Raw genomic sequence first — 21,288 nt, 5'->3', positions numbered from 1 at the left:
TTTCCCCTATATAGGCGTGCGTCGCCTGCTCGCAATGCGCAGCCGCTCACACGCTGAGCAGGTTGGTCAGCACCCAGCCGCCATTCTCCGTCTCTTCGGAATAGTCGAGAACCGCAAGGCCTGCCGTCGGATATCCACCCGGCATTGCGGCACGTCTCGCAGCTTTGCCGATAAGACCCTCCAGTAGCAGGTCTATGCTCGGATTATGCCCGATCAGCATGACGGAACGGGCAGGGCGCTGCCCGGCGATGATGGTCGCGTAGAGATCCGGTGTGCCATTATAAAGCTCGTCGACGAACTGGATTTCCAGCGTTTCGCGAATGGCCCGACGCACGATTTCCGCAGTCTGCCGGCAGCGCGCCGCCGTGGAGCTGACGAGGCAGTCCGGTACATATCCAAGATCTGCCGCACGATCGGCAACCATCTCCGCCTGCATGTAGCCGCGATCGTCGAGATCGCGGTCGAAGTCGCGCCCGCCCGGCACGGACGAAGCCGCCTGCGCATGTCGCATCAAATAAATACGGAATGGTTCAGGCTCGATCATCTTCGGCTCGCCAAAATGAAACGCTGAGTAAAAGGCGTAACGTTGCTTGGGCCGATTGGTCAACCGCATCATGTGCTGCCGGTTGAGGTGTTTGGAAGCCGGCTACCCATGCGATTATGGGAAAAGCATAAAAATTAGCCACTTAGCCGATTTTTGTGACAAATTTAAAACTGCTGCAAATGTGGGCGAAAGGCTTGAATGAGGACTGGTTAATGGAGTATAGGGGCCTCATGAGATGTTCTTCAGGAGAATCGCGTTGAGTGAGAAGATCGATCTTAGTAACTATGTGCTCTCGGAAAACGAAGAGTTCATGAATGCAAATCAGAAGGCTTACTTCAGGGCCAAACTGATCGCATGGAAGAATGACATCCTCAGGGAGGCACGGGAGACCCTCGGGCACTTGGCTGAGGAAAGTGCAAACCATCCAGACCTAGCAGACCGCGCATCTTCGGAAACGGACCGTGCAATTGAATTGCGCGCCCGCGACCGTCAGCGCAAACTCATATCCAAGATCGATGCTGCCATGCAGCGTATCGACGATGGAACCTACGGCTATTGCGAAGAAACCGGCGAACCGATCGGCTTGAAGCGACTGGACGCCCGTCCGATCGCAACACTGTCGATCGAGGCGCAGGAGCGTCACGAGCGACGTGAAAAGGTCTATCGCGACGAATAGTTTTCGTTAAGCTGAGACAAAAACAAAAGACAAAAACAAAAAAAGGCACGTCGCGACGTGCCTTTTTTGTTTGCATTCATCGTTCCTGATACGGGCCTTATTTGTCGCGGCTCGCAGACATTTCCCCGAATATCCGGGCGACCTCGCTTTGCAGTGAGGGATCTTCCCGCGTCGCGGCACCCGGCGTCGTGACGACCGGTATGGCGACGGCCGGGCCTGCCTGGGGCAGCGGGCGGCCCGGGCGATTGGCAAGCGACGCTTCACGCGCAGCCATGTTCTGCGCCATCTCCTCCTCAAGGATCTTTTCAAAATCACTTCCGAGACCCGTCGGCCGTTCGGTGGAGGCGGTAACCGGCTGCGGTGCCGGACGGAAAACGGGCGCCGCCGCAGGGGCCGTGTTGTTATGGTCGGCAAAGACACGATTGCGCTGGCTGTCGAGAAGCTGGGCGGCATCGTCAAGCGCAGGCTGGGCGACCGCCGGCGATTCCGCGCGCGGCCGAGACTGCACAGGCTCCATTCGGGCCGGGTTTGCCGGTTGCGGGGCAACCACCGGCTCCATGCGCGGAGCGGGGATTGAGGGAGCTGCGGCAGGTTGGGGCGCTGCGACAGCGCGCGCTTCGCGGGCGGGAACCTCTGCCATCGGCTCTTTGATGGCCTCGGGTCGAGGTGCCGGGGCCGGTGCCGGTCGCCGCGCCGGCTCGGTTGCCGCCGGCTTTGCGGTGATCGCCGCGGTCGGTGCCGCAGTCGTTACGGTCTGCACGTCCTGGATCGGATTTTCCGCGTCTCTGGCTGGACCGGTAATCCGGCTTTCTATGACGACATCGGTCGGTCCGCCGATCATGATCAGATGCTCGACATCATCCCGTCTGACGAGAACCAAGCGGCGGCGCGCATCGACGGCTGCTGCATCCAGTACCTGCAGGCGCGGCTGGCGGTTGCGCCCACCACGCACGAATGGCGAAGGTCCCCGCCGTCCGCGCACTATCCACAGGATTCCGACGAGGCAAATGAGGGCCAAACCGACGCCAATGACCGCCACGACAAGGTTGCGACCGTATTCGCCCCAAAGTTCAGCCATGTTTTTAAACTCCTTACGCGATCTATGCATTGGACACTGACGATTTTTTCGCCCCGGAGGCAAGGCTTGGCGCCATCCGTCAACGCTAAAATGTGTCTCATTCGCATCTCAGATAGGGCAGGGCGCTGCACTGTCCCGCCTTTTGTGGCTTTCCGGAGCTTTTTGCTTCATCTTCAAATTGCTAAGAGAGAATCGCGAACGCCAAAGGGCGCGTTTTGCGATGTCGGTGCATGCACCGGAACAAGAGGTATTGATGACCAGCTCGCCGAAAGCCGGTAACGACGAAGCGCCATTGGTTGATCGCGGCAGCCGCGGCGGCACGGTTGTCCGGATCGTCCTTCTGGCGATGGTGCTGCTCGGCGTTGCCATCGCCTTTGTCGTCTTCCAGCAGGCGCTGGACAACGAGGTCGTTCTCGGCCTTCTCGGCATCCTGGCCATGGTCGGGATTTTCTTTATCGTCTCGTCGTTGATCGGCCTTGTCGAGGTCATGCCGCAATCGCGCTCCGATGAGCTGGCCCGCAGTTTCATGGCAAGTCACCCTGACGGCATCGTCGTTACCGACGCCAAGGGGCGGATCGTTTATGCCAATCCCGCCTATGGGCGCATGACCGGCGCTACCAGCGGCCACAATGTCCAGTCGCTCGAAACGCTGTTGTCTAAGACACGCGAATCGACCGAGGCTCTCTACCGCCTGACATCGGCGCTGCGGGAAGGACGCGAAGGCCACGAGGAATTCCGACTGCTGCAGCCGTTAGGCCGCCTGACCGGCAATGGTTCCGACGCACACTGGTATCGCCTCAAGGCCCGGCTGCTCGGCTCTGCCGGTCGCAACGCCCTCGATATCTGGGAAATCACCGACATCACCTCGGAACGGGATGACCAGGAACGCTTTTTCCGTGAGTTGCAGAACGCGATCGATTATCTCGATCACGCCCCGGTCGGCTTCTTCTCCGCTGGCAGGAAAGGCGAGATCTTCTATATCAATGCGACGCTTGCCGAATGGCTTGGTCTGGACCTGACGAAATTCACGCCGCAATCGATGATGATTTCGGATCTCGTGGCGGGTGAGGGTATGGCGCTCATCCAGTCCGTGCAGGCGGCTCCGGGTCTGAAGCGCACCGAGATGCTCGAACTCGACCTTCGTCGCGCCAACGGCCAGAGCCTTCCGGCAAAGCTGGTCCACAATGTCAGCGCCCTGCGCGACGGAGCGCCGGGCGAAAGCCGCACCGTGGTGCTGATGCGCGCCAAGGGCGCCGAGACCGACCAGTCCGCGTCTGCCATGCGCTTCACCCGCTTCTTCAACAATACGCCGATGGCGATTGCCTCGGTGGACGGTAACGGCAGGATTTTGCGCATCAACGCGCCGTTCCTGCGACTTTTTGCGGGCGTCGTCTCGCGTGACGATGTCGATGCAGGCAGCGCGCAGCTGGAGCGGATCGTTCACGACAGCACGCGCGACATGCTGATGGAGGCTCTTGCCGCGGCCAAGGACAGGCAGGGCGATATCGCTCCGATCGAATCCCGCCATCCCGGCGACGAAAACCGCTATGTCCGTTTCTACGTCAATGCCGTGATCGACGAGAGCGACGAGGCGCCGGAGGAGGCCGCAATCGTCTACGCGGTCGAGACGACCGAGCAGAAGGCGCTGGAAACCCAGATGGCGCAGACGCAGAAGTTGAATGCTGTCGGCACGCTGGCAGGCGGCATAGCGCACGATTTCAACAACGTGTTGACGGCAATTCTCCTGTCTTCCGATCATCTTCTGTTGCAGGCCCGCCCTTCGGACGCAAGCTTTGCCGATCTGATGGAGATCAAGCGCAACGCCAATCGTGCCGCCGTGCTCGTTCGCCAGCTGCTCGCCTTCTCGCGCAAGCAGACGATGCGTCCGGCCGTGCTCAACCTGACAGACGTGGTGGGCGACCTGCGCATGCTGGTCGACCGGTTGATATCCGGCACCAACGTCAAGCTGGAAGTCGATTACGGCCGTGACCTCTGGCCGGTGCGCACCGATCTTTCGCAATTCGAGCAGGTCCTCATCAATCTCTGCGTCAACGCACGAGACGCCATGCCGGGCGGCGGCACGATCCTGATCAAGACCCGTAACGTGACGGCGGAAGACACGAGCGGCTTCCTGCAGGCCGAGCTACCGTCTGAAGATTTTGTCATGATCGAAGTCTCCGACAACGGCACGGGCATTCCGCCGGAAATCATGGACAAGATTTTTGAGCCGTTTTTCACCACGAAGGAAGTCGGCAAGGGGACGGGCCTCGGCCTCTCCATGGTCTACGGGATCGTCAAGCAGTCCGGCGGTTACCTCTATCCTGAATCGGAACTGGGGCAGGGTACGAGCTTCCGCATCTTCCTGCCACGGCATATTCCCGAGGTCGCGCCTGCGACGCCTGCCGCGGCATTGATCGATGCTGCCGCCAATGTCGCCCCGAAGGTCGAGGCTGTCGCGACACCTTCCGCCGAGCCGATCGACCTGACCGGCAAGTCTGCGGTCGTGCTCCTGGTGGAAGACGAAGAGGCGGTCCGTCGTGGTGGCAAGCGCATGCTCGAAACGCGCGGTTATACCGTCCACGAGGCAGGTTCCGGCACCGAGGCGCTCGACATCATGGACGAGCTTGAAGGCAAGGTGGATATCGTCGTTTCCGACGTCGTCATGCCCGAAATGGACGGCCCGACCCTTTTGACCGAATTGCGCAAATCCTATCCCGACCTGAAGTTCATCTTCGTCTCGGGTTATGCGGAAGACGCCTTTGCCCGGAACCTTCCGGCCGACGCAAAATTCGGCTTCCTGCCAAAACCGTTCTCGTTGAAGCAGCTGGCCGTCTCCGTGCGTGAAATGCTTGATTCGGAATAGGCCGGTTCATCTCTGAGGCATTTGGGGCGCTTGTGTTGACGGCAGGCAAAATGCCCCAAATGCAAAGTTATTTCCACAGCTTGCATGAACCGTGAACATTTGTGGAACGGGATGGAAATAACGATTTCTTCCTAAGGGTTTAAATGGCCCTTGCGGAATGAGAACAAAATGAGTACGAATATCCCATCGGCTGCTTCATTGCTTGCGCGGCGGCAATAACCTAAAGGTGGGATCTCATGGCACAGAACACATTGCGGCTCGTAGAGGAAAAAGGCGTGGACAAGAGTAAGGCGCTCGAAGCAGCACTCTCGCAGATTGAACGATCCTTCGGCAAAGGCTCGATCATGAAGCTCGGTTCGAACGAACAGGCGATCGAGATCGAGACGGTTTCGACCGGCTCTCTCAGCCTCGATATCGCACTTGGCATCGGCGGCCTGCCCAAGGGCCGTATTATTGAGATTTATGGCCCGGAAAGCTCGGGTAAGACGACGCTGGCGCTCCAGACGATCGCCGAGGCCCAGAAGAAGGGCGGCATCTGCGCCTTCGTCGACGCCGAACATGCGCTCGATCCGGTCTATGCCCGCAAGCTCGGCGTCGATCTGCAGAACCTTCTGATCTCTCAGCCCGATACCGGCGAACAGGCGCTTGAAATCACCGATACGCTGGTTCGTTCCGGCGCGGTCGACGTTCTCGTCGTCGACTCTGTTGCGGCACTGACCCCGCGTGCCGAAATCGAAGGCGAGATGGGCGACAGCCTTCCCGGTCTCCAGGCCCGCCTGATGAGCCAGGCGCTGCGCAAGCTTACCGCGTCGATCTCCAAGTCGAACACGATGGTGATCTTCATCAACCAGATTCGCATGAAGATCGGCGTGATGTTCGGTTCGCCGGAAACCACGACCGGCGGCAATGCGCTGAAATTCTACGCTTCCGTCCGCCTCGACATCCGCCGTATCGGCCAGGTCAAGGAACGCGAGGAAGTTGTCGGCAACCAGACCCGCGTCAAGGTCGTCAAGAACAAGATGGCGCCTCCCTTCAAGCAGGTTGAATTCGACATCATGTATGGCGAAGGCGTGTCGAAGACCGGAGAGCTCGTCGATCTCGGCGTCAAGGCCGGTATTGTCGAAAAGTCGGGCGCCTGGTTCTCCTATAACAGCCAGCGTCTCGGTCAGGGCCGTGAAAACGCCAAGACCTTCCTTCGGGAAAATCCCGAGGTCGCTCGCGAGATCGAAACCTCGCTGCGCCAGAATGCCGGCCTGATAGCCGATCGCTTCCTGCAGAACGGCGGCCCGGATGCCAATGACGGCGATGGATCCGCAGACGACTGATTTGACCGGGTGAGGGCGGTCCTGCCGTAAACGGAGGGCCCTTTCTGTTTCCCTGATGTCACTTTTCACCGGCCGCCATCGCAAGATGTGCGGCCGGTTTTCTGTTCGGCTGGACAGTCGCTTATGTGGACGATACAAGCCTTCTGACTTCAAATACTGGTACCGCAGCGGCGGTTGAAAAGGGCGTAGCATGAGCGGCGTGAATGACATCCGGTCGACCTTCCTCGACTACTTCAAGAAGAATGGCCACGAAGTTGTGGATTCGAGCCCGCTCGTTCCGCGCAACGACCCGACGCTGATGTTCACCAATGCCGGCATGGTGCAGTTCAAGAACGTCTTCACCGGTCTTGAAAAGCGGCCATATTCGATGGCGACGACCTCGCAGAAATGCGTGCGCGCAGGCGGCAAGCACAACGACCTCGACAATGTCGGTTACACCGCCCGCCATCTCACCTTCTTCGAGATGCTCGGCAATTTCTCCTTCGGCGATTATTTCAAGGAACAGGCGATCGAGTTTGCCTGGAAACTCGTCACCGAAGGTTTCGATCTGCCGAAGAACCGGCTGCTTGTGACCGTCTATTCGGAAGACGAGGAAGCTGCGACCCTGTGGAAGAAGATCGCCGGTTTCTCCGACGACAAGATCATCCGCATCCCGACCTCCGACAATTTCTGGCAGATGGGTGATACCGGCCCTTGCGGTCCCTGTTCGGAAATCTTCATCGACCAGGGCGAGAATGTCTGGGGTGGCCCTCCCGGTTCGCCGGAAGAGGATGGCGATCGCTTCCTCGAATTCTGGAACCTCGTTTTCATGCAGTTCGAGCAGACGGCACCGGGCGAACGTTCGCTTCTGCCGCGTCCGTCGATCGATACCGGCATGGGCCTCGAGCGCATGGCCTGCGTGCTTCAGGGCAAGCAGAGCGTTTTCGATACCGACCTGTTCCGCACCCTGATCGGCACGATCGAGGATGTCATGGGCGTCAAGGCGGAAGGCAGCGCCAGCCACCGCGTCATCGCCGACCACCTGCGTTCTTCGGCCTTCCTGATCGCCGACGGCGTTCTCCCCTCCAAGGAAGGACGCGGTTATGTGCTGCGCCGCATCATGCGCCGCGCCATGCGTCATGCCGAACTCCTTGGTGCCAGGGAACCGGTTATGTACAAGCTGCTTCCGACGCTTATCCAGGAAATGGGCCGCGCCTATCCGGAGCTGGTCCGGGCGGAAGCTCTTATTTCCGAAACGCTGAAGCTTGAGGAAACCCGTTTCCGCAAGACGCTTGAGCGCGGCCTTTCGCTTTTGTCCGATGCAACGGCGGATCTCGGCAAGGGCGACATGCTCGACGGCGAAACTGCATTCAAGCTCTATGACACTTTCGGATTCCCGCTCGATCTCACTCAGGATGCCTTGCGTACCCGCGAAATCGGCGTCGATCTTGCCGGGTTCGACGATGCGATGGAGCGCCAGAAGGCCGAAGCACGGTCTCATTGGGCCGGATCCGGCGACAAGGCGACCGAGGCGATCTGGTTTGAATTGAAGGAAAAACTCGGCGCCACCGAATTCCTCGGTTATGAAACGGAACAGGCCGAGGGCGTCGTTCAGGCCATCGTCAAGGACGGCACGTCCGTGGACAGTGCCGAAGTCGGCGAGAGTGTCCAGGTCGTGGTCAGCCAGACGCCATTCTATGGCGAATCCGGCGGCCAGATGGGCGATACCGGCGTGATTTCGACAGACAATGCCAAGGTTTCTGTTTCTGATACACAGAAGAGAGGCGAGGGCCTTTTCGTCCATGTTGCCAAGGTCGCGGAAGGCAAGCTGAAGGTTGGCGATGCTGTCATCCTGACCGTGGATCACGCGCGCCGCTCGCGCCTGCGCTCCAACCATTCGGCAACTCACTTGTTGCATGAAGCGATGCGCGAAGTGCTTGGAAATCATGTGGTGCAGAAGGGGTCGCTGGTCGCTCCCGAGCGCCTGCGCTTCGACGTTGCGCATCCGAAGCCTATGTCGGCAGAAGAGTTGCAGCGTGTCGAGGACATGGCCAATGCCATCATCATCCAGAACGCCAAGGTTAGCACCCGCCTGATGAGCGTCGATGACGCGATCGCGGAAGGTGCGATGGCGCTGTTCGGCGAAAAATATGGCGACGAAGTTCGCGTTGTGTCCATGGGCACGGCGATCGACGGCGAAAAGGCCGGCAAGCCCTACTCGATCGAGCTGTGCGGTGGCACGCATGTCAATGCGACAGGCGATATCGGCCTTGTGCGCGTGCTTTCGGAAAGCGCGGTCGGCGCCGGCGTTCGCCGCCTTGAGGCGGTCACCGGCGATGCGGCCCGCGCCTATCTGTCTGAACAGGACGACCGGGTGAAGACGCTGGCCGGCGCGCTGAAGGTTCAGCCTTCGGATGTCGTTTCCCGGGTCGAGGCTCTGCTCGATGAGCGCCGCAAGCTCGAAAAGGAACTGGCCGATGCCAAGCGCCGCCTCGCCATGGGCGGCGGTGAAGGCGGCACGGGCGCGGATGCCCGCGAAATCGCCGGTACCAAGTTCATGGGCCGCGTTCTTGCCGGCATCGATGCCAAGGATCTGAAGGGTCTGGCTGACGAAGGCAAGGCATCGCTCGGCTCCGGCGTCGTCACGCTGATCGGTGTATCCGAAGACGGCAAGGCAAGCGCAGTCGTGGCCGTAACCGAGGATCTGGTCGGCCGGTTCAGTGCCGTCGATCTGGTTCGCATCGCATCGGCCGCCCTTGGTGGCAAGGGCGGTGGCGGTCGCCCGGATATGGCCCAGGCAGGCGGTCCGGATGGTGCCAAGGCCGATGAGGCGATCGAGGCGGTCGCGGCCGCACTTTCCGCCTAATCGAAATAAATGAGCGGGCGGCTTCGGCCGCCCGTCTTGCATGAGGTTTGCCATGGGATTGAACGCTGTTATCGAAGACGAGATGGACGAGGCCGTGACCGGTCTCGCACCGGCATTGTTTCGCGATGCGCCGAACTCGGTGTCGTTCAACAAGCTGCGCAAGCGTCTGCTGCGTCAGGTGCGCCAGGCATTCGAAGATTTCGGCATGCTGAAGGACCAGCAGCGATGGCTTGTTGGCCTTTCGGGCGGCAAGGACAGTTATGCGCTGCTCACTGTCCTGCTCGATCTGCAATGGCGTGGGCTTCTGCCGGTCGAACTGATTGCCTGCAATCTCGATCAGGGCCAGCCGAATTTCCCAAAACACATCCTGCCGGAATATCTGACCTCGATCGGCGTGAAGCACCGGATCGAATATCGCGATACCTATTCGATCGTGAAGGAAAAAGTGCCTTCGGGTGCCACCTATTGCTCGCTCTGTTCCAGGCTGCGCCGTGGCAATCTCTACCGCGTTGCGCGCGAGGAAGGGTGTCAGGCTCTCGTCCTCGGTCATCACCGCGAGGATATTCTCGAAACCTTTTTCATGAATTTCTTTCACGGCGGACGCCTTGCCGGCATGCCGGCTAAGCTCTTGAACGACGAGGGTGACCTCATGGTGCTGCGGCCGCTGGCCTATTGCGCCGAGGACGATCTGGCGAAATTTTCAGCTGCAATGCAGTTTCCGATCATCCCCTGTGACCTCTGTGGCTCGCAGGACGGCTTGCAGCGCAATGCGATGAAGCAGATGCTCGCTGATATCGAAATCCGCATGCCAGGCCGCAAGGACACGATGTTGCGTGCGCTTGCCCATGTGAACCCGGCTCATCTTCTCGATCCGAAACTTTTTGATTTTTCCGGCCTGTCGGCCAAGGCCGACGACTGATCTTGCCATCTTGAAACGCAGATTGGATTTTAAATGACTTTGCCACTCGATGTCCTCAAGCTCGCCGAACTCCTGAAAACAGCCGCCAAAACTGAAATATTGCCCCGCTTTCGCCGGCTGGGTGGTGATGATATCCGATCAAAGAGTGAGCCATCGGATCTGGTCACCGAGGCAGACGAAGCTGCGGAAAGGCTGATCCGTCGGGAAATCGACAATGTCGTGCCGGGAGCGCTTTTCATCGGTGAAGAATCGGTCGCGGCTGATCCGTCGCTTCTCGGCAAATTGGCCGATGCGGAACTTGCGGTCGTCGTCGATCCGATCGACGGCACATTCAATTTCGCCTCCGGCATTCCAGCCTTCGGCGTCATGGCCGCCGTCGTCTACAAGGGCGAAACGGTAGCCGGCATTATCTACGATCCGATGGGCGACGACTGGGTCATGGCGGAAAAGGGCGCAGGCGCCTTCCTTCGCCGCCCTGATGGTGAGGCGGTCAAGCTGTCCGTCGCAGCACCCCAGCCGCTTGGCGAGATGATCGGCATGGCCTCTGCCGGCTATTTCTTCGGCCATGAACGCGAACAGATCCTCGCCAATCTCGCCAAGGTCAGGCTTTTTGCCAGCTACCGCTGCGCGGCCCACGAATACCGCACCTTCGCCAGCGGCCACGTCCAGTTCGCGCTCTATAACAAGTTGATGCCGTGGGATCACCTTGCGGGGACATTGATCGGCACCGAAGCGGGCGGCTACATCCGCAGGCTGGACGGATCCGCCTATCTGCCTCATCACGTTGAAGGTGGGCTGCTGGTGGCAACGGATGAGGATAGCTGGAATACCTTGCGCCGAGAAATCATCGGCTGATTGGCCTTGGCGCAAGGAGCCGAACGGTCGGCACTGCATCCGGCTGAACCGTTCCCACAAAAAGAAGCCCGGCACTGCCGGGCTTTTAGATTCAGTTGTGCTGCTGGCGTTTAGTGCGCCAAGATCATCTTCGGCTTGAACTGGCCGCCATCGCGCGGTTCGAAGATCTGATAGACCTGCGGGTTGCGAAGCGGTTGCTCGCTTTCATCATGCTCGAGGTTCTGTTCCGAAACATAGGCCACGTATTCCGTGTCGTCGTTTTCGGCGAGCAGATGATAGAACGGCTGGTCCTTGGCGGGCCGGATTTCTGATGGGATCGAGTTCCACCACTCTTCAGTATTCGCAAATTCCGGGTCAACATCGAATATGACGCCACGGAACGGGAATACTTTGTGACGGACGACCTCCCCAATCATGAACTTTGCGTTTTTCTGTTTCATGGTGCGATGTCCTTTCACAGAATAATGTGGTGTCGCGGCGCATAAACATCAAGATCTGGTGTTTTCTGATGTCGGTTGCCGCTTTTCATGCCTTAATGTGTCTCTTGCCTTTCAAGGATGCAAGCACGACGCCACCCAATACAAGCACAATGCCGAGTGCATGATAAGTCTCGAAGGGTTCTCCAAGAAAGACCATGGCCATGACGATGGAAACCGGCGGCATCAGGTAGAGTGTAATGCCTCCCGTCGCAGGCCCGAACACGCGCACCACATGCTGAAAGCAGAAGAAGGCTGCAAGCGACGCGAAGACGACCATGCCGGCGATCTTCCACCAGTCTGAAGCTGAATCAGGAATTGGCCCACCGTTCAGAACCTCCCATATGCTCGGTGGCAAAAGAACCAGTGCACCCGAAAGCGCGATAATGCCGAAAAGAGCCAGCGGAGAAAGCTGCTGCAGAGCAGGATTTTTCAGCAGTATTGAGTAGATGGCGAAGGAGATGGCGGCAACGAGAATGCCGAGGTCGCCGATATTGAAGCTGAGGGTGAGCAGTGCCGCGGGATCGCCGCGCAGCACGATTGAAATGACGCCCGCAAATGCGACCAGCATGCCGGCCAGCTCCCGACCGCTGATATTGCGGCCACTAAACATCCACTGGAACAGGATGATGAAAAGCGGTGAAGTCGTGTAGATCAGCGTGCCGTTGGCGGCACTCGTATAGGTCAGCGACCAGTAGACGAGCCCGCCGCATATGCCCATGCCGAGCCCTCCGAGCAGTAGCCAGAGCCAGAAATGGTTGCGTACGAAAAGCGCGCTGGCGCGCCGGTCGGCATAGATGAACGGCAGCATGATCGCGGTCGAGCCAGCCCAGCGCAAAAAGGCCGTCGTATAGGGCGCGACGTCACCGATGATGCCGCGGCCGAAGATCATGTTGCTGGAGAAGAAAATCGGGACGAGGGAGAAAATCAGCCAGTCTACAGGCCGGCCTGATTCAGGCTTTGCTTGGGGAGCCATCTTTCACCAGGAATAAAATATCGCCGCATGCGGCTGAGGCCGTTGAAAAGAAAAACGGCGGGAAAGCCCGCCGTTTCTGGATGCGGTTTGGACCGCATGTCATGTTGTCCGGCAGATCACGCCGAATAATACATGTCGAATTCGACCGGGTGCGGCGTCATTTCGTAACGCATCACTTCCGTCATCTTCAGTTCGATATAGGCATCGATCTGGTCGTCATCGAACACGCCGCCGGCAGTCAGGAACTTGCGATCCTTGTCGAGGCTTTCGAGCGCTTCACGCAGGCTTCCGCAGACGGTCGGGATCTTCTTCAATTCCTTCGGCGGCAGGTCGTAAAGATCCTTGTCCATGGCCTTGCCCGGATGGATCTTGTTCTTGATCCCGTCGAGACCGGCCATCAGCATGGCGGCAAACCCGAGATAGGGGTTCTGGGTCGGATCGGGGAAACGAACCTCGACACGCTTGGCCTTCGGGTTGGAGCCGAACGGAATGCGGCAGGAAGCGGAACGGTTGCGCGCCGAATAGGCAAGCAGGACCGGTGCTTCATAGCCGGGAACCAGACGCTTGTAGGAATTGGTCGTCGGATTGGTGAAGGCGTTGATCGCCTTGGCATGCTTGATAATGCCGCCGATGTAGTAGAGGCAGCTTTCCGACAGGCCTGCATACTCATCGCCCGCAAAGGTCGGCTTGCCGTCCTTCCAGATCGACTGGTGCACGTGCATGCCCGAACCGTTGTCGCCATAAACCGGCTTTGGCATGAAGGTGGCCGTCTTCCCGTAGGCATTGGCAACCTGATGCACGACATACTTGTAGATCTGCATCTTGTCGGCATTGCGCACCAGCGTGTCGAACTTGACGCCGAGCTCGTGCTGGGCGGACGCCACTTCGTGGTGATGCTTTTCGACGACGACGCCCATTTCGGTGAGCACGGTCAGCATTTCGGAGCGCATGTCCTGCAGGCTGTCGACCGGCGGAACCGGGAAATAGCCGCCCTTGACGCGCGGACGGTGGCCGAGGTTGCCGGTCTCGTAATCCGTGTCGTCGTTGGACGGCAGTTCGGAACTATCCAGCTTGAAACCGGTATTGTACGGGTCAGCCTTGTACTTCACGTCGTCGAAAACGAAGAACTCCGGCTCAGGACCAACGAAGATCGTGTCACCGATGCCCGATGCCTTCAAATAGGCTTCCGCCTTCTTGGCCGTGCCGCGCGGGTCGCGGTTATAGGATTCGCCCGAGATCGGGTCGAGAATGTCGCAGAAGATCACCATCGTCGATTGGGCGAAGAACGGGTCCATATGCACGGTTGCCGGGTCGGGCATGAGCACCATGTCGGACTCGTTGATAGCCTTCCAGCCACCGATCGAGGAACCGTCGAACATGACGCCATCGGCGAACATGTCCTCGTCCACGGCGGAAATATCCATCGTCACATGCTGCAGCTTGCCGCGCGGGTCAGTAAAGCGAAGGTCAACGAACTTGACGTCGTTTTCCTTGATTTGTTTCATGATTTCGCTTGCGCTCGTCATTACAGGTTCCTCGATTTCAGTAACGATATGAACGGTCACGCCGAGCCGGCTAGATCGCGTCTACACCCGTCTCGCCTGTGCGGATACGGATGACCTCCTCGACGTTGGACACGAATATCTTGCCGTCGCCGATCCGTCCAGTCTGCGCCGCGTTGCGGATCGCTTCGATCACGGCTTCGGCATTCTCGTCGGCAAGAACCACTTCCACCTTTACCTTGGGCAGGAAGTCCACGACGTATTCGGCGCCGCGGTAAAGTTCGGTATGGCCCTTCTGGCGACCAAAGCCCTTGGCTTCGGTTACCGTAATGCCCTGCAAGCCGACTTCCTGAAGGGCTTCCTTCACTTCGTCGAGCTTGAAGGGTTTAATGATCGCTTCGATCTTCTTCATGAGAAACTATCTCTCCGCTTCTCCCTATGCGCGGGTCGTCGACCCACTCGGCCATGCCAATGCAGATATCGTGCCAAACTAATGTTGGACTTTCAAAAGGATATTGTCATTTTGCACGTATTCCTGTCCATTTCCATGCCGGAAGCCGCGACAAGCGTAGGCTTGCCCATGATTTTGATGTGAAATGACGCCGCAGCGAACTGTTTTGTGACAAAATCGCGAAAAATCCTTAAGGCTGCCCGCTTGGTTTGTTGAGGCGTAAAATTATGCAGTTGATGATTTTTTGGGCTTTGTGGGCGCGGGCGTACTGCTTGCACCTTGTTCGTGGCGGAGAGTGAATTCGATGTCCGCCATTCCAGCACATACTTTGTTGACCCCAGATGAGATGGCTCAGGCTGATGCTGCCGCCGCCGCATCGGGTATACCGTCCTTTGATCTGATGGTGCGGGCAGGTCATGCGGTTGCCGCCACCGCCTTAAGGCGCTTTCCGGCCGCGTTGCGTTTCGTCGTTTTATGCGGCCCGGGAAACAATGGTGGCGATGGTTATGTCGCGGCCTCGGTGCTTGCCGAAAGCGGAGTTGTGGTTGCTGTTTTTGCTGCCGAGGACCCGACAGTTTTGCGCGGCGATGCCAGGCTCGCCTTTGAAAAATGGGGCGGTCAGCCCGCAGCGCTGGAAGAATTTCAGCCAAGCGCAGGGGATGTCGTCATCGACGCCCTGTTCGGCGCGGGCCTGTCGCGGGATCTGCCCGAAAATGTTCAGAAAATCATTGCGCAGGTGAACGACGCGTCATTGCCGGTGCTTGCCGTCGATTTACCATCCGGTATCTGCGGGCTGACCGGCAAGCCACGTGGCGGAGCTTTTCGCGCGCATTGCAGCGTCACCTTCATGGCGCGAAAACCGGGACATCTGCTTCTTCCCGGAAAGTCTCTCTGTGGTGATATCGAGGTTTTCGATATCGGCATTCCGGCTCGGATCGTGCTGGCGGCGGCCAGGCGGATCCATGAAAACCGCCTGGAACTCTGGCGCGGATTGCTGCCTTCCTCCGGAGCTGACAGTCATAAATACAAACGAGGGCATCTTGGCGTATTTTCCGGGCCTGCCGCCTCAACGGGGGCCGCACGGTTGTCTGCGCTTGCCGGACTGAAGACTGGAGCCGGACTCGTCACGGTGGCGTCGCCGGAGGACGCAATGGCGATCAACGCGGATCATCTGACAGCAATCATGCTGCGTCAGGTCGATGGAGTGGACGACCTCCATGCCTGGCTTGAGGTGGCAAAACTCTCTGCCTTCGTTCTCGGTCCGGCTTTCGGCATCGGAGAGCGGACGCGCGATTTCGCAATTGCCCTCCGCAATCATCCGCTCGTTCTCGATGCAGACGGCATCACCTCCTTCAGGGATGACCCGAAAACACTATTCGACGCCTTCTCGAGCCGTGAACCGCATCTGATTATGACACCACACGAGGGGGAGTTCGGTCGCCTTTTCCCCGATCTTGCCGCCGACCCAAATCTCGGAAAGATCGAGAAGGCGCAAAAGGCAGCCGAACGCGCGCGTGCGGTGATCGTCTACAAGGGGGCCGACACGGTGATTGCAGCACCAGATGGGCGCGCCAATATCAATTCGAACGGCCCGGCCTCACTGGCGACCGCCGGTTCCGGCGACGTGCTGGCCGGCATGATCGGCGCGCTGCTGGCGCAGGGCATGCCGCCATTTGAGGCGGCCTGCGCCGGCGTATACCTGCATGCGGAAGCGGCACATCTCTGCGGGCCCGGATTGACCGCGGAAGATCTGGCAACCCAGGCCGGAAAGGCCATGGCGAAACTTGCCGAACCCAACTAGTTCCTAAAGCCTCTAGCTGCCGTCGACGAGAGCCTGCATCGCCATCGCGCCCTGCGGCGCGTTGACCTTGCCCTCATGAATGAAGAAGGCAAACACATCGCGTGGAAGCTTCGCGACTTTTCGGGCCTCATCGACGAGGGGGAGATCGGCAGGCACGCCGCCCTCGGCCCATGTCTTCAGCCATTTCGCCCAGACCTTCATGTCGCCGTCGGCGTAACAGGTCGCAAGATCATCCGACCCCTTCTGCAGACGGGCATAGACGAAATCGGCGGTCACGTCGGCCACCATCGGATAGTCGAAATGTTCGGCGCAGACCGGCGCAACCTTGTATTTTTCCAGAAGGGCGATGAATTCCGGGACCTTGAAACTGTCATGCCGCACTTCCACGACATGCCGCAGCGGCAGTCCTTCGAGCGCCTCCGGCAGAAGCTTCAGGAATGCCTCGAAATCGTCCGGTTCGAATTTCTTCGTCGGCGCGAATTGCCACAATAACGGCCCGAGATGGTCGCCCAACTCAACCAGTCCCTGGGTGAGGAACTTTTCGATCGATTCACCGGCATCAGCCAGAACCTTGCGATTGGTGGTAAACCGGCTGGCCTTCAGCGAGAAGATGAAACCATCCGGCACTTCCGAAGCCCATTTGGCAAAGGTTTCGGGCTTCTGCGAGCCGTAATAGGTGCCGTTGACCTCGATGACCTTGAGTTTGCTCGCGGCATATTCGAGCTGGCGTTTCTTCGCCAGCTTTTCGGGATAAAAACTCCCCTCCCACGGATCGAAGGTCCATCCACCGATGCCGGTGCGGATTGTGCCGGATGCCGTCATGTTCCCCTCCACAAATGTGTGGCGACGGATCACTCCGCCGCCTGAACCTTTTTCGCAGGCCGCCGTTCGAGCAGTTCCTTGAGGAACTGGCCGGTATAGGAGCGCTTTTCTTTGACCACCTGTTCGGGCGTGCCGGAGGCCACAATCTCGCCGCCGCCGGTACCGCCTTCAGGGCCGATATCGATGATCCAGTCCGCCGTCTTGATGACCTCGAGATTGTGCTCGATGACCACGACGGAATTGCCCTGGTTGACCAGTTCGTGCAGCATTTCCAAGAGTTTCGAGACGTCGTGGAAATGCAGGCCGGTAGTCGGCTCGTCGAGGATATAGAGCGTGCGGCCGGTGGACCGTTTCGACAACTCCTTGGCGAGCTTGACGCGCTGCGCCTCGCCGCCTGAAAGCGTGTTTGCCTGCTGGCCGACCTTGATATAGCCGAGGCCGACATCGAAGAGAGCCTGCAGCTTGTCACGCACGGCAGGCACCGCCGAGAAGAATTCGACACCTTCCTCGACCGTCATGTCGAGCACGTCTGCGATCGACTTGCCCTTGAAATGAACGTCGAGCGTTTCGCGATTGTAGCGCTTGCCGTGGCAGACATCACAGGTGACATAGACATCCGGCAGGAAGTGCATCTCGATCTTGATGACGCCATCGCCCTGGCAGGCCTCGCAGCGGCCGCCCTTGACGTTGAACGAGAAGCGGCCCGGAGCATAACCGCGCGCCTTCGCCTCCGGCAGGCCCGCAAACCAGTCACGGATCGGCGTGAAGGCGCCCGTATAGGTGGCCGGGTTGGAGCGTGGCGTACGGCCGATCGGCGACTGGTCGATATCGATGACCTTGTCGATATGCTCGAACCCGTCGATGCGGTCGTGTTCGGCCGGGATTTCGCGCGCGCCCATGACGCGGCGTGCCGCCGACTTGTAGAGCGTCTCGATCAGGAAGGTGGATTTTCCGCCGCCCGATACGCCGGTAACCGCGGTGAAGACGCCGAGCGGAACCGATGCCGTGACATTCTTCAGGTTGTTGCCGCGGGCGCCGACGACCTTGATTTCCTTGCCCTTCTTGGGCTTGCGCCGCTCTGCCGGGACGGCGACGCCGAGTTCACCCGACAGGTATTTACCGGTCAGTGACTTCGGGTTCGCCATGACCTGCTGCGGAGTGCCTTCGGCCACCACCGTGCCGCCATGGATGCCGGCCGCAGGGCCGATATCGACGACATAATCAGCTGTCAGGATCGCGTCCTCGTCATGTTCCACGACGATGACCGTGTTGCCGATGTCGCGCAGGTGCTTCAGCGTTTCCAGCAGACGGGCATTGTCGCGCTGGTGCAGGCCGATCGACGGCTCGTCCAGAACGTAGAGAACGCCGGTCAGGCCGGAACCGATCTGCGAGGCAAGCCGGATGCGCTGGCTTTCACCGCCCGACAGCGTGCCGGAATTGCGCGACAGGCTAAGATAGTCGAGACCGACATCGTTGAGAAACTGCAACCGCTCGCGGATTTCCTTGAGGATGCGGACGGCGATCTCGTTCTGCTTTGCGTTCAGGTGTTCTGGGAGCGCCGAAAACCAGTCGCGCGCCACTTTGATCGACATCTCGGTCGTCTCGCCGATATGCAGCTTGTTGATCTTGACCGCCAGCGCTTCCGGCTTGAGGCGATAACCGGCGCAGGCCGGGCAGGGGGCGGCCGACATGTAGCGCTCGATTTCCTCACGCGCCCAGGCACTGTCGGTTTCCTTCCAGCGGCGCTCCAGATTGGGCACGATGCCTTCGAAATTCTTCACCGTCTTGTAGGAACGGGCGCCGTCGGCATAGTTGAATTCGATCTTCTCCTCGGTGCCCTTGAGGATCGCCGTCTGCGCCTCGCTGGAAAGCTTGTCCCAGCGGTCGGAGAGCTTGAAGCCGAATACCTTGCCGAGACCTTCCAGCGTTTGGTTGTAATAGGGCGAAGAAGACTTGGCCCATGGCGCAATCGCGCCGTCGCGCAGCGTGCGGGCCGGTTCCGGCACGATCAGGTTTTCATCCACCTTCTGCTGCGAGCCCAGACCATCACAGGTCGGGCAGGCGCCGAAAGGATTGTTGAAGGAGAAGAGGCGCGGTTCGATTTCCGGAATGGTGAATCCGGAAACCGGGCAGGCGAATTTTTCAGAAAACAGCACGCGTTCATGCGTTTCGTTGAGCGACTTGTTGGCGGAGCCACCGGCCGCCGTTTCGTTCGCCGGCAGCGGCTTGTCGGCAAATTCCGCCACCGCCAGCCCGTCAGCCAGCTTCAGCGAAGTCTCGAGACTATCGGCGAGACGTGCGCCGATATCGGAACGCACCACGAGGCGATCGACCACGACATCGATGTCATGCTTGTATTTCTTGTCGAGCGCTGGAACATCGGCGATCTCGTAGAACTGGCCATCGACCTTGACGCGCTGGAACCCCTTCTTCATCAGGTCGGCGAGTTCCTTCTTGTACTCGCCTTTTCTGCCGCGGATCATCGGCGCAAGGATGTAGAGCCGCGTTCCTTCCTCCAGGTCGAGCACCCGGTCGACCATCTGGCTGACCGTCTGGCTTTCGATCGGAAGTCCCGTTGCCGGCGAATAGGGAACGCCGACACGTGCAAAGAGAAGGCGCATGTAGTCGTAGATTTCGGTGACCGTGCCGACCGTCGAGCGCGGGTTGCGCGAGGTCGTCTTCTGTTCGATCGAGATCGCCGGAGACAGGCCCTCGATCTGGTCGACATCCGGCTTCTGCATCATTTCCAGGAACTGGCGCGCATAGGCTGAAAGACTTTCGACGTAGCGGCGCTGCCCTTCGGCATAGATAGTATCGAAGGCAAGCGACGATTTTCCCGAACCTGAAAGCCCGGTCATCACGATCAGCGAATTGCGGGGCAGGTCGAGATCGATGCCCTTCAGATTGTGCTCGCGCGCACCACGTATGGAAATAGTCTTGAGTTCGCTCATCGTCATGCCTTTGGGGAGGCCCATCTGGGAGGATTTGAAGGCCCTTATGTAGTCATGGATATCCGTCTGTCGAGGCGAAACTGGTGCAAACGCCCGTGGTTCCGACTCCGTTGACAGGAGTATAGGAATAAAATAGAACAAATAAAGAACAAAATTCAATGTATGTGGATGGTGCCGGAAACTGTGGATGCGGGAAAAGGGGAGGTCGCGCCTCGACCGGCCTATGGTCTATGGTGCGCCTATCGGTTTTTCGCCGCGGTGGCGGCAGAGTAAGGTGAAAAGATATGGCAGGCAGCGTCAACAAGGTCATCCTGATCGGCAATGTGGGAGCAGACCCGGAAATCCGTCGTACCCAGGATGGTCGCCCGATCGCCAACCTGCGTATCGCGACGTCCGAGACCTGGCGCGACCGCAATTCCGGCGAGCGCAAGGAAAAGACGGAGTGGCACACGGTCGTCGTTTTCAACGAAGGTCTGTGCAAGGTCATCGAACAGTATGTAAAGAAGGGCGCCAAGCTTTACATCGAAGGTGCGCTCCAGACCCGCAAGTGGCAGGACCAGAACGGCAATGACCGCTATTCGACGGAAGTTGTGCTGCAGGGCTTCAACTCGACGCTGACCATGCTGGATGGTCGCGGCGAGGGCGGCGGTGATCGCGGCGGCTTCGGCGGCGGTCGCGGCGGTTCGAGCGATTTCGGCGGCGGTGATGATTTCGGTGGCGGTTACGGTGGTGGCGGCAACGATTACGATCGTCCCCGCTCCGGCGGTCAGGGCGGCCAAGGCGGCAATCAGGGTGGCCGCGGCGGCCAGTCCGGTGGCGGCAACTTCTCCCGCGATCTCGACGACGATATCCCATTCTGATGAAAGGCGCCGCAAGGCGCCTTTTTCATGCGTGCTGCAATCGCTGAGTTTCAAGGGGCATCATGAGCGACACCACCAACATCTCCAGACAACCTGCCACCTGGCGGATCGTCCTTGCCGCCATCCTTGATTTCTTCACCGTCTTCTGGGCTGCAGGCTTTCTTGTTGCGTCGCTCTTCGGAGGGCGTACCGAAAACGGATTTGCGCTGGATGGCGGACCAGCACTGTTATGTTTCGTGCTGATCGTCGCCTATTTCGTCGTCTTCAACAAATTCCTCGGCGGGACCATCTGGAAGCGTATCCTGAAGGCCAAGCGGACCGATCGATAGCTCGGTCCGCTTGAG

General features: G+C 59.2%; 17 protein-coding genes. 9 read left to right on the top strand and 8 right to left on the bottom strand.

The window, feature by feature from the left end; all coding sequences use genetic code 11:
- Positions 1 to 46 precede the first annotated feature (46 nt).
- Positions 47 to 544, bottom strand: coding sequence for a SixA phosphatase family protein (locus tag JNB91_RS20720; protein ID WP_220327465.1), 498 nt, complete (start codon positions 542 to 544; stop codon positions 47 to 49).
- A gap of 256 nt (positions 545 to 800) precedes the next feature.
- On the opposite strand from JNB91_RS20720, the gene dksA reads away from it, so the two are divergent.
- Positions 801 to 1,220, top strand: coding sequence for an RNA polymerase-binding protein DksA (gene dksA, locus JNB91_RS20715; RefSeq protein ID WP_148144342.1), 420 nt, complete (start codon positions 801 to 803; stop codon positions 1,218 to 1,220).
- Between the two features lie 97 nt (positions 1,221 to 1,317).
- Here dksA and JNB91_RS20710 read toward each other — a convergent pair whose 3' ends face one another.
- Positions 1,318 to 2,298, bottom strand: coding sequence for a flagellar biosynthetic protein FliO (locus tag JNB91_RS20710; RefSeq protein WP_220327375.1), 981 nt, complete (start codon positions 2,296 to 2,298; stop codon positions 1,318 to 1,320).
- 253 nt (positions 2,299 to 2,551) lie between these two features.
- Between JNB91_RS20710 and cckA the strand changes: the two genes are divergently transcribed.
- The 5 genes from cckA (at position 2,552) to JNB91_RS20685 (ending at position 11,105) form a co-directional block, all read left to right on the top strand.
- A complete protein-coding gene (gene cckA, locus JNB91_RS20705; RefSeq protein ID WP_220327374.1) occupies positions 2,552 to 5,161 on the top strand; it encodes a cell cycle histidine kinase CckA in 2,610 nt (869 codons plus the stop codon).
- A 236-nt stretch (positions 5,162 to 5,397) separates the two neighbouring features.
- On the top strand, positions 5,398 to 6,486 hold the full coding sequence (gene recA, locus JNB91_RS20700; protein ID WP_220327373.1) for a recombinase RecA: 1,089 nt from the start codon (positions 5,398 to 5,400) through the stop codon (positions 6,484 to 6,486).
- A gap of 190 nt (positions 6,487 to 6,676) precedes the next feature.
- Entirely contained in the window at positions 6,677 to 9,331 is a 2,655-nt protein-coding gene (alaS, locus tag JNB91_RS20695; protein WP_220327372.1) for an alanine--tRNA ligase, read from the top strand.
- 52 nt (positions 9,332 to 9,383) lie between these two features.
- Positions 9,384 to 10,250, top strand: a complete 867-nt coding sequence (gene ttcA / locus JNB91_RS20690; RefSeq protein WP_220327371.1) for a tRNA 2-thiocytidine(32) synthetase TtcA — start codon at positions 9,384 to 9,386, stop codon at positions 10,248 to 10,250.
- 33 nt (positions 10,251 to 10,283) lie between these two features.
- Entirely contained in the window at positions 10,284 to 11,105 is an 822-nt protein-coding gene (locus tag JNB91_RS20685) for an inositol monophosphatase family protein (protein ID WP_220327370.1), read from the top strand.
- 110 nt (positions 11,106 to 11,215) lie between these two features.
- Here JNB91_RS20685 and hspQ read toward each other — a convergent pair whose 3' ends face one another.
- The 4 genes from hspQ to JNB91_RS20665 form a co-directional block, all read right to left on the bottom strand.
- Positions 11,216 to 11,545 (bottom strand): heat shock protein HspQ, encoded by a 330-nt coding sequence (hspQ, locus tag JNB91_RS20680; protein ID WP_183989313.1) that lies wholly within the window; start codon positions 11,543 to 11,545, stop codon positions 11,216 to 11,218.
- Between the two features lie 85 nt (positions 11,546 to 11,630).
- Entirely contained in the window at positions 11,631 to 12,557 is a 927-nt protein-coding gene (locus JNB91_RS20675) for a DMT family transporter (RefSeq protein ID WP_220327369.1), read from the bottom strand.
- A gap of 116 nt (positions 12,558 to 12,673) precedes the next feature.
- Positions 12,674 to 14,083, bottom strand: a complete 1,410-nt coding sequence (glnA, locus tag JNB91_RS20670; RefSeq protein ID WP_220327368.1) for a type I glutamate--ammonia ligase — start codon at positions 14,081 to 14,083, stop codon at positions 12,674 to 12,676.
- Between the two features lie 49 nt (positions 14,084 to 14,132).
- Positions 14,133 to 14,471, bottom strand: a complete 339-nt coding sequence (locus JNB91_RS20665; RefSeq protein ID WP_003515720.1) for a P-II family nitrogen regulator — start codon at positions 14,469 to 14,471, stop codon at positions 14,133 to 14,135.
- A 343-nt stretch (positions 14,472 to 14,814) separates the two neighbouring features.
- Here JNB91_RS20665 and JNB91_RS20660 point away from each other — a divergent pair, with 343 nt between their 5' ends.
- Positions 14,815 to 16,311: an NAD(P)H-hydrate dehydratase gene (locus tag JNB91_RS20660; protein ID WP_220327367.1), complete on the top strand. Its 1,497-nt coding sequence runs from the start codon at positions 14,815 to 14,817 to the stop codon at positions 16,309 to 16,311.
- Positions 16,312 to 16,323: 12 nt separating this feature from the next.
- Here the strand turns inward: JNB91_RS20660 and JNB91_RS20655 are convergent, their stop codons facing one another.
- Together JNB91_RS20655 and uvrA are read right to left on the bottom strand one after the other, a co-directional pair.
- The gene (locus JNB91_RS20655) at positions 16,324 to 17,133 is read right to left on the bottom strand and encodes a DUF72 domain-containing protein (RefSeq protein WP_220327366.1); all 810 of its coding nucleotides are present in this window, start codon (positions 17,131 to 17,133) and stop codon (positions 16,324 to 16,326) included.
- Between the two features lie 29 nt (positions 17,134 to 17,162).
- A complete protein-coding gene (uvrA, locus tag JNB91_RS20650) occupies positions 17,163 to 20,084 on the bottom strand; it encodes an excinuclease ABC subunit UvrA (protein WP_220327365.1) in 2,922 nt (973 codons plus the stop codon).
- 284 nt (positions 20,085 to 20,368) lie between these two features.
- Here uvrA and JNB91_RS20645 point away from each other — a divergent pair, with 284 nt between their 5' ends.
- Both JNB91_RS20645 and JNB91_RS20640 read left to right on the top strand, forming a co-directional pair.
- Positions 20,369 to 20,944, top strand: a complete 576-nt coding sequence (locus tag JNB91_RS20645; RefSeq protein ID WP_220327364.1) for a single-stranded DNA-binding protein — start codon at positions 20,369 to 20,371, stop codon at positions 20,942 to 20,944.
- Between the two features lie 62 nt (positions 20,945 to 21,006).
- Positions 21,007 to 21,273: a hypothetical protein gene (locus JNB91_RS20640; RefSeq protein ID WP_220327363.1), complete on the top strand. Its 267-nt coding sequence runs from the start codon at positions 21,007 to 21,009 to the stop codon at positions 21,271 to 21,273.
- The last annotated feature ends 15 nt before the right edge of the window (positions 21,274 to 21,288 follow it).

Origin of the sequence: Aliirhizobium wenxiniae (assembly GCF_019511445.1) — a bacterium.
Lineage (GTDB): Bacteria > Pseudomonadota > Alphaproteobacteria > Rhizobiales > Rhizobiaceae > Neorhizobium > Neorhizobium wenxiniae_A.
Note: the sequence above shows the minus strand (reverse complement) of the source record. Positions and strands in the feature narration are given on the sequence as shown.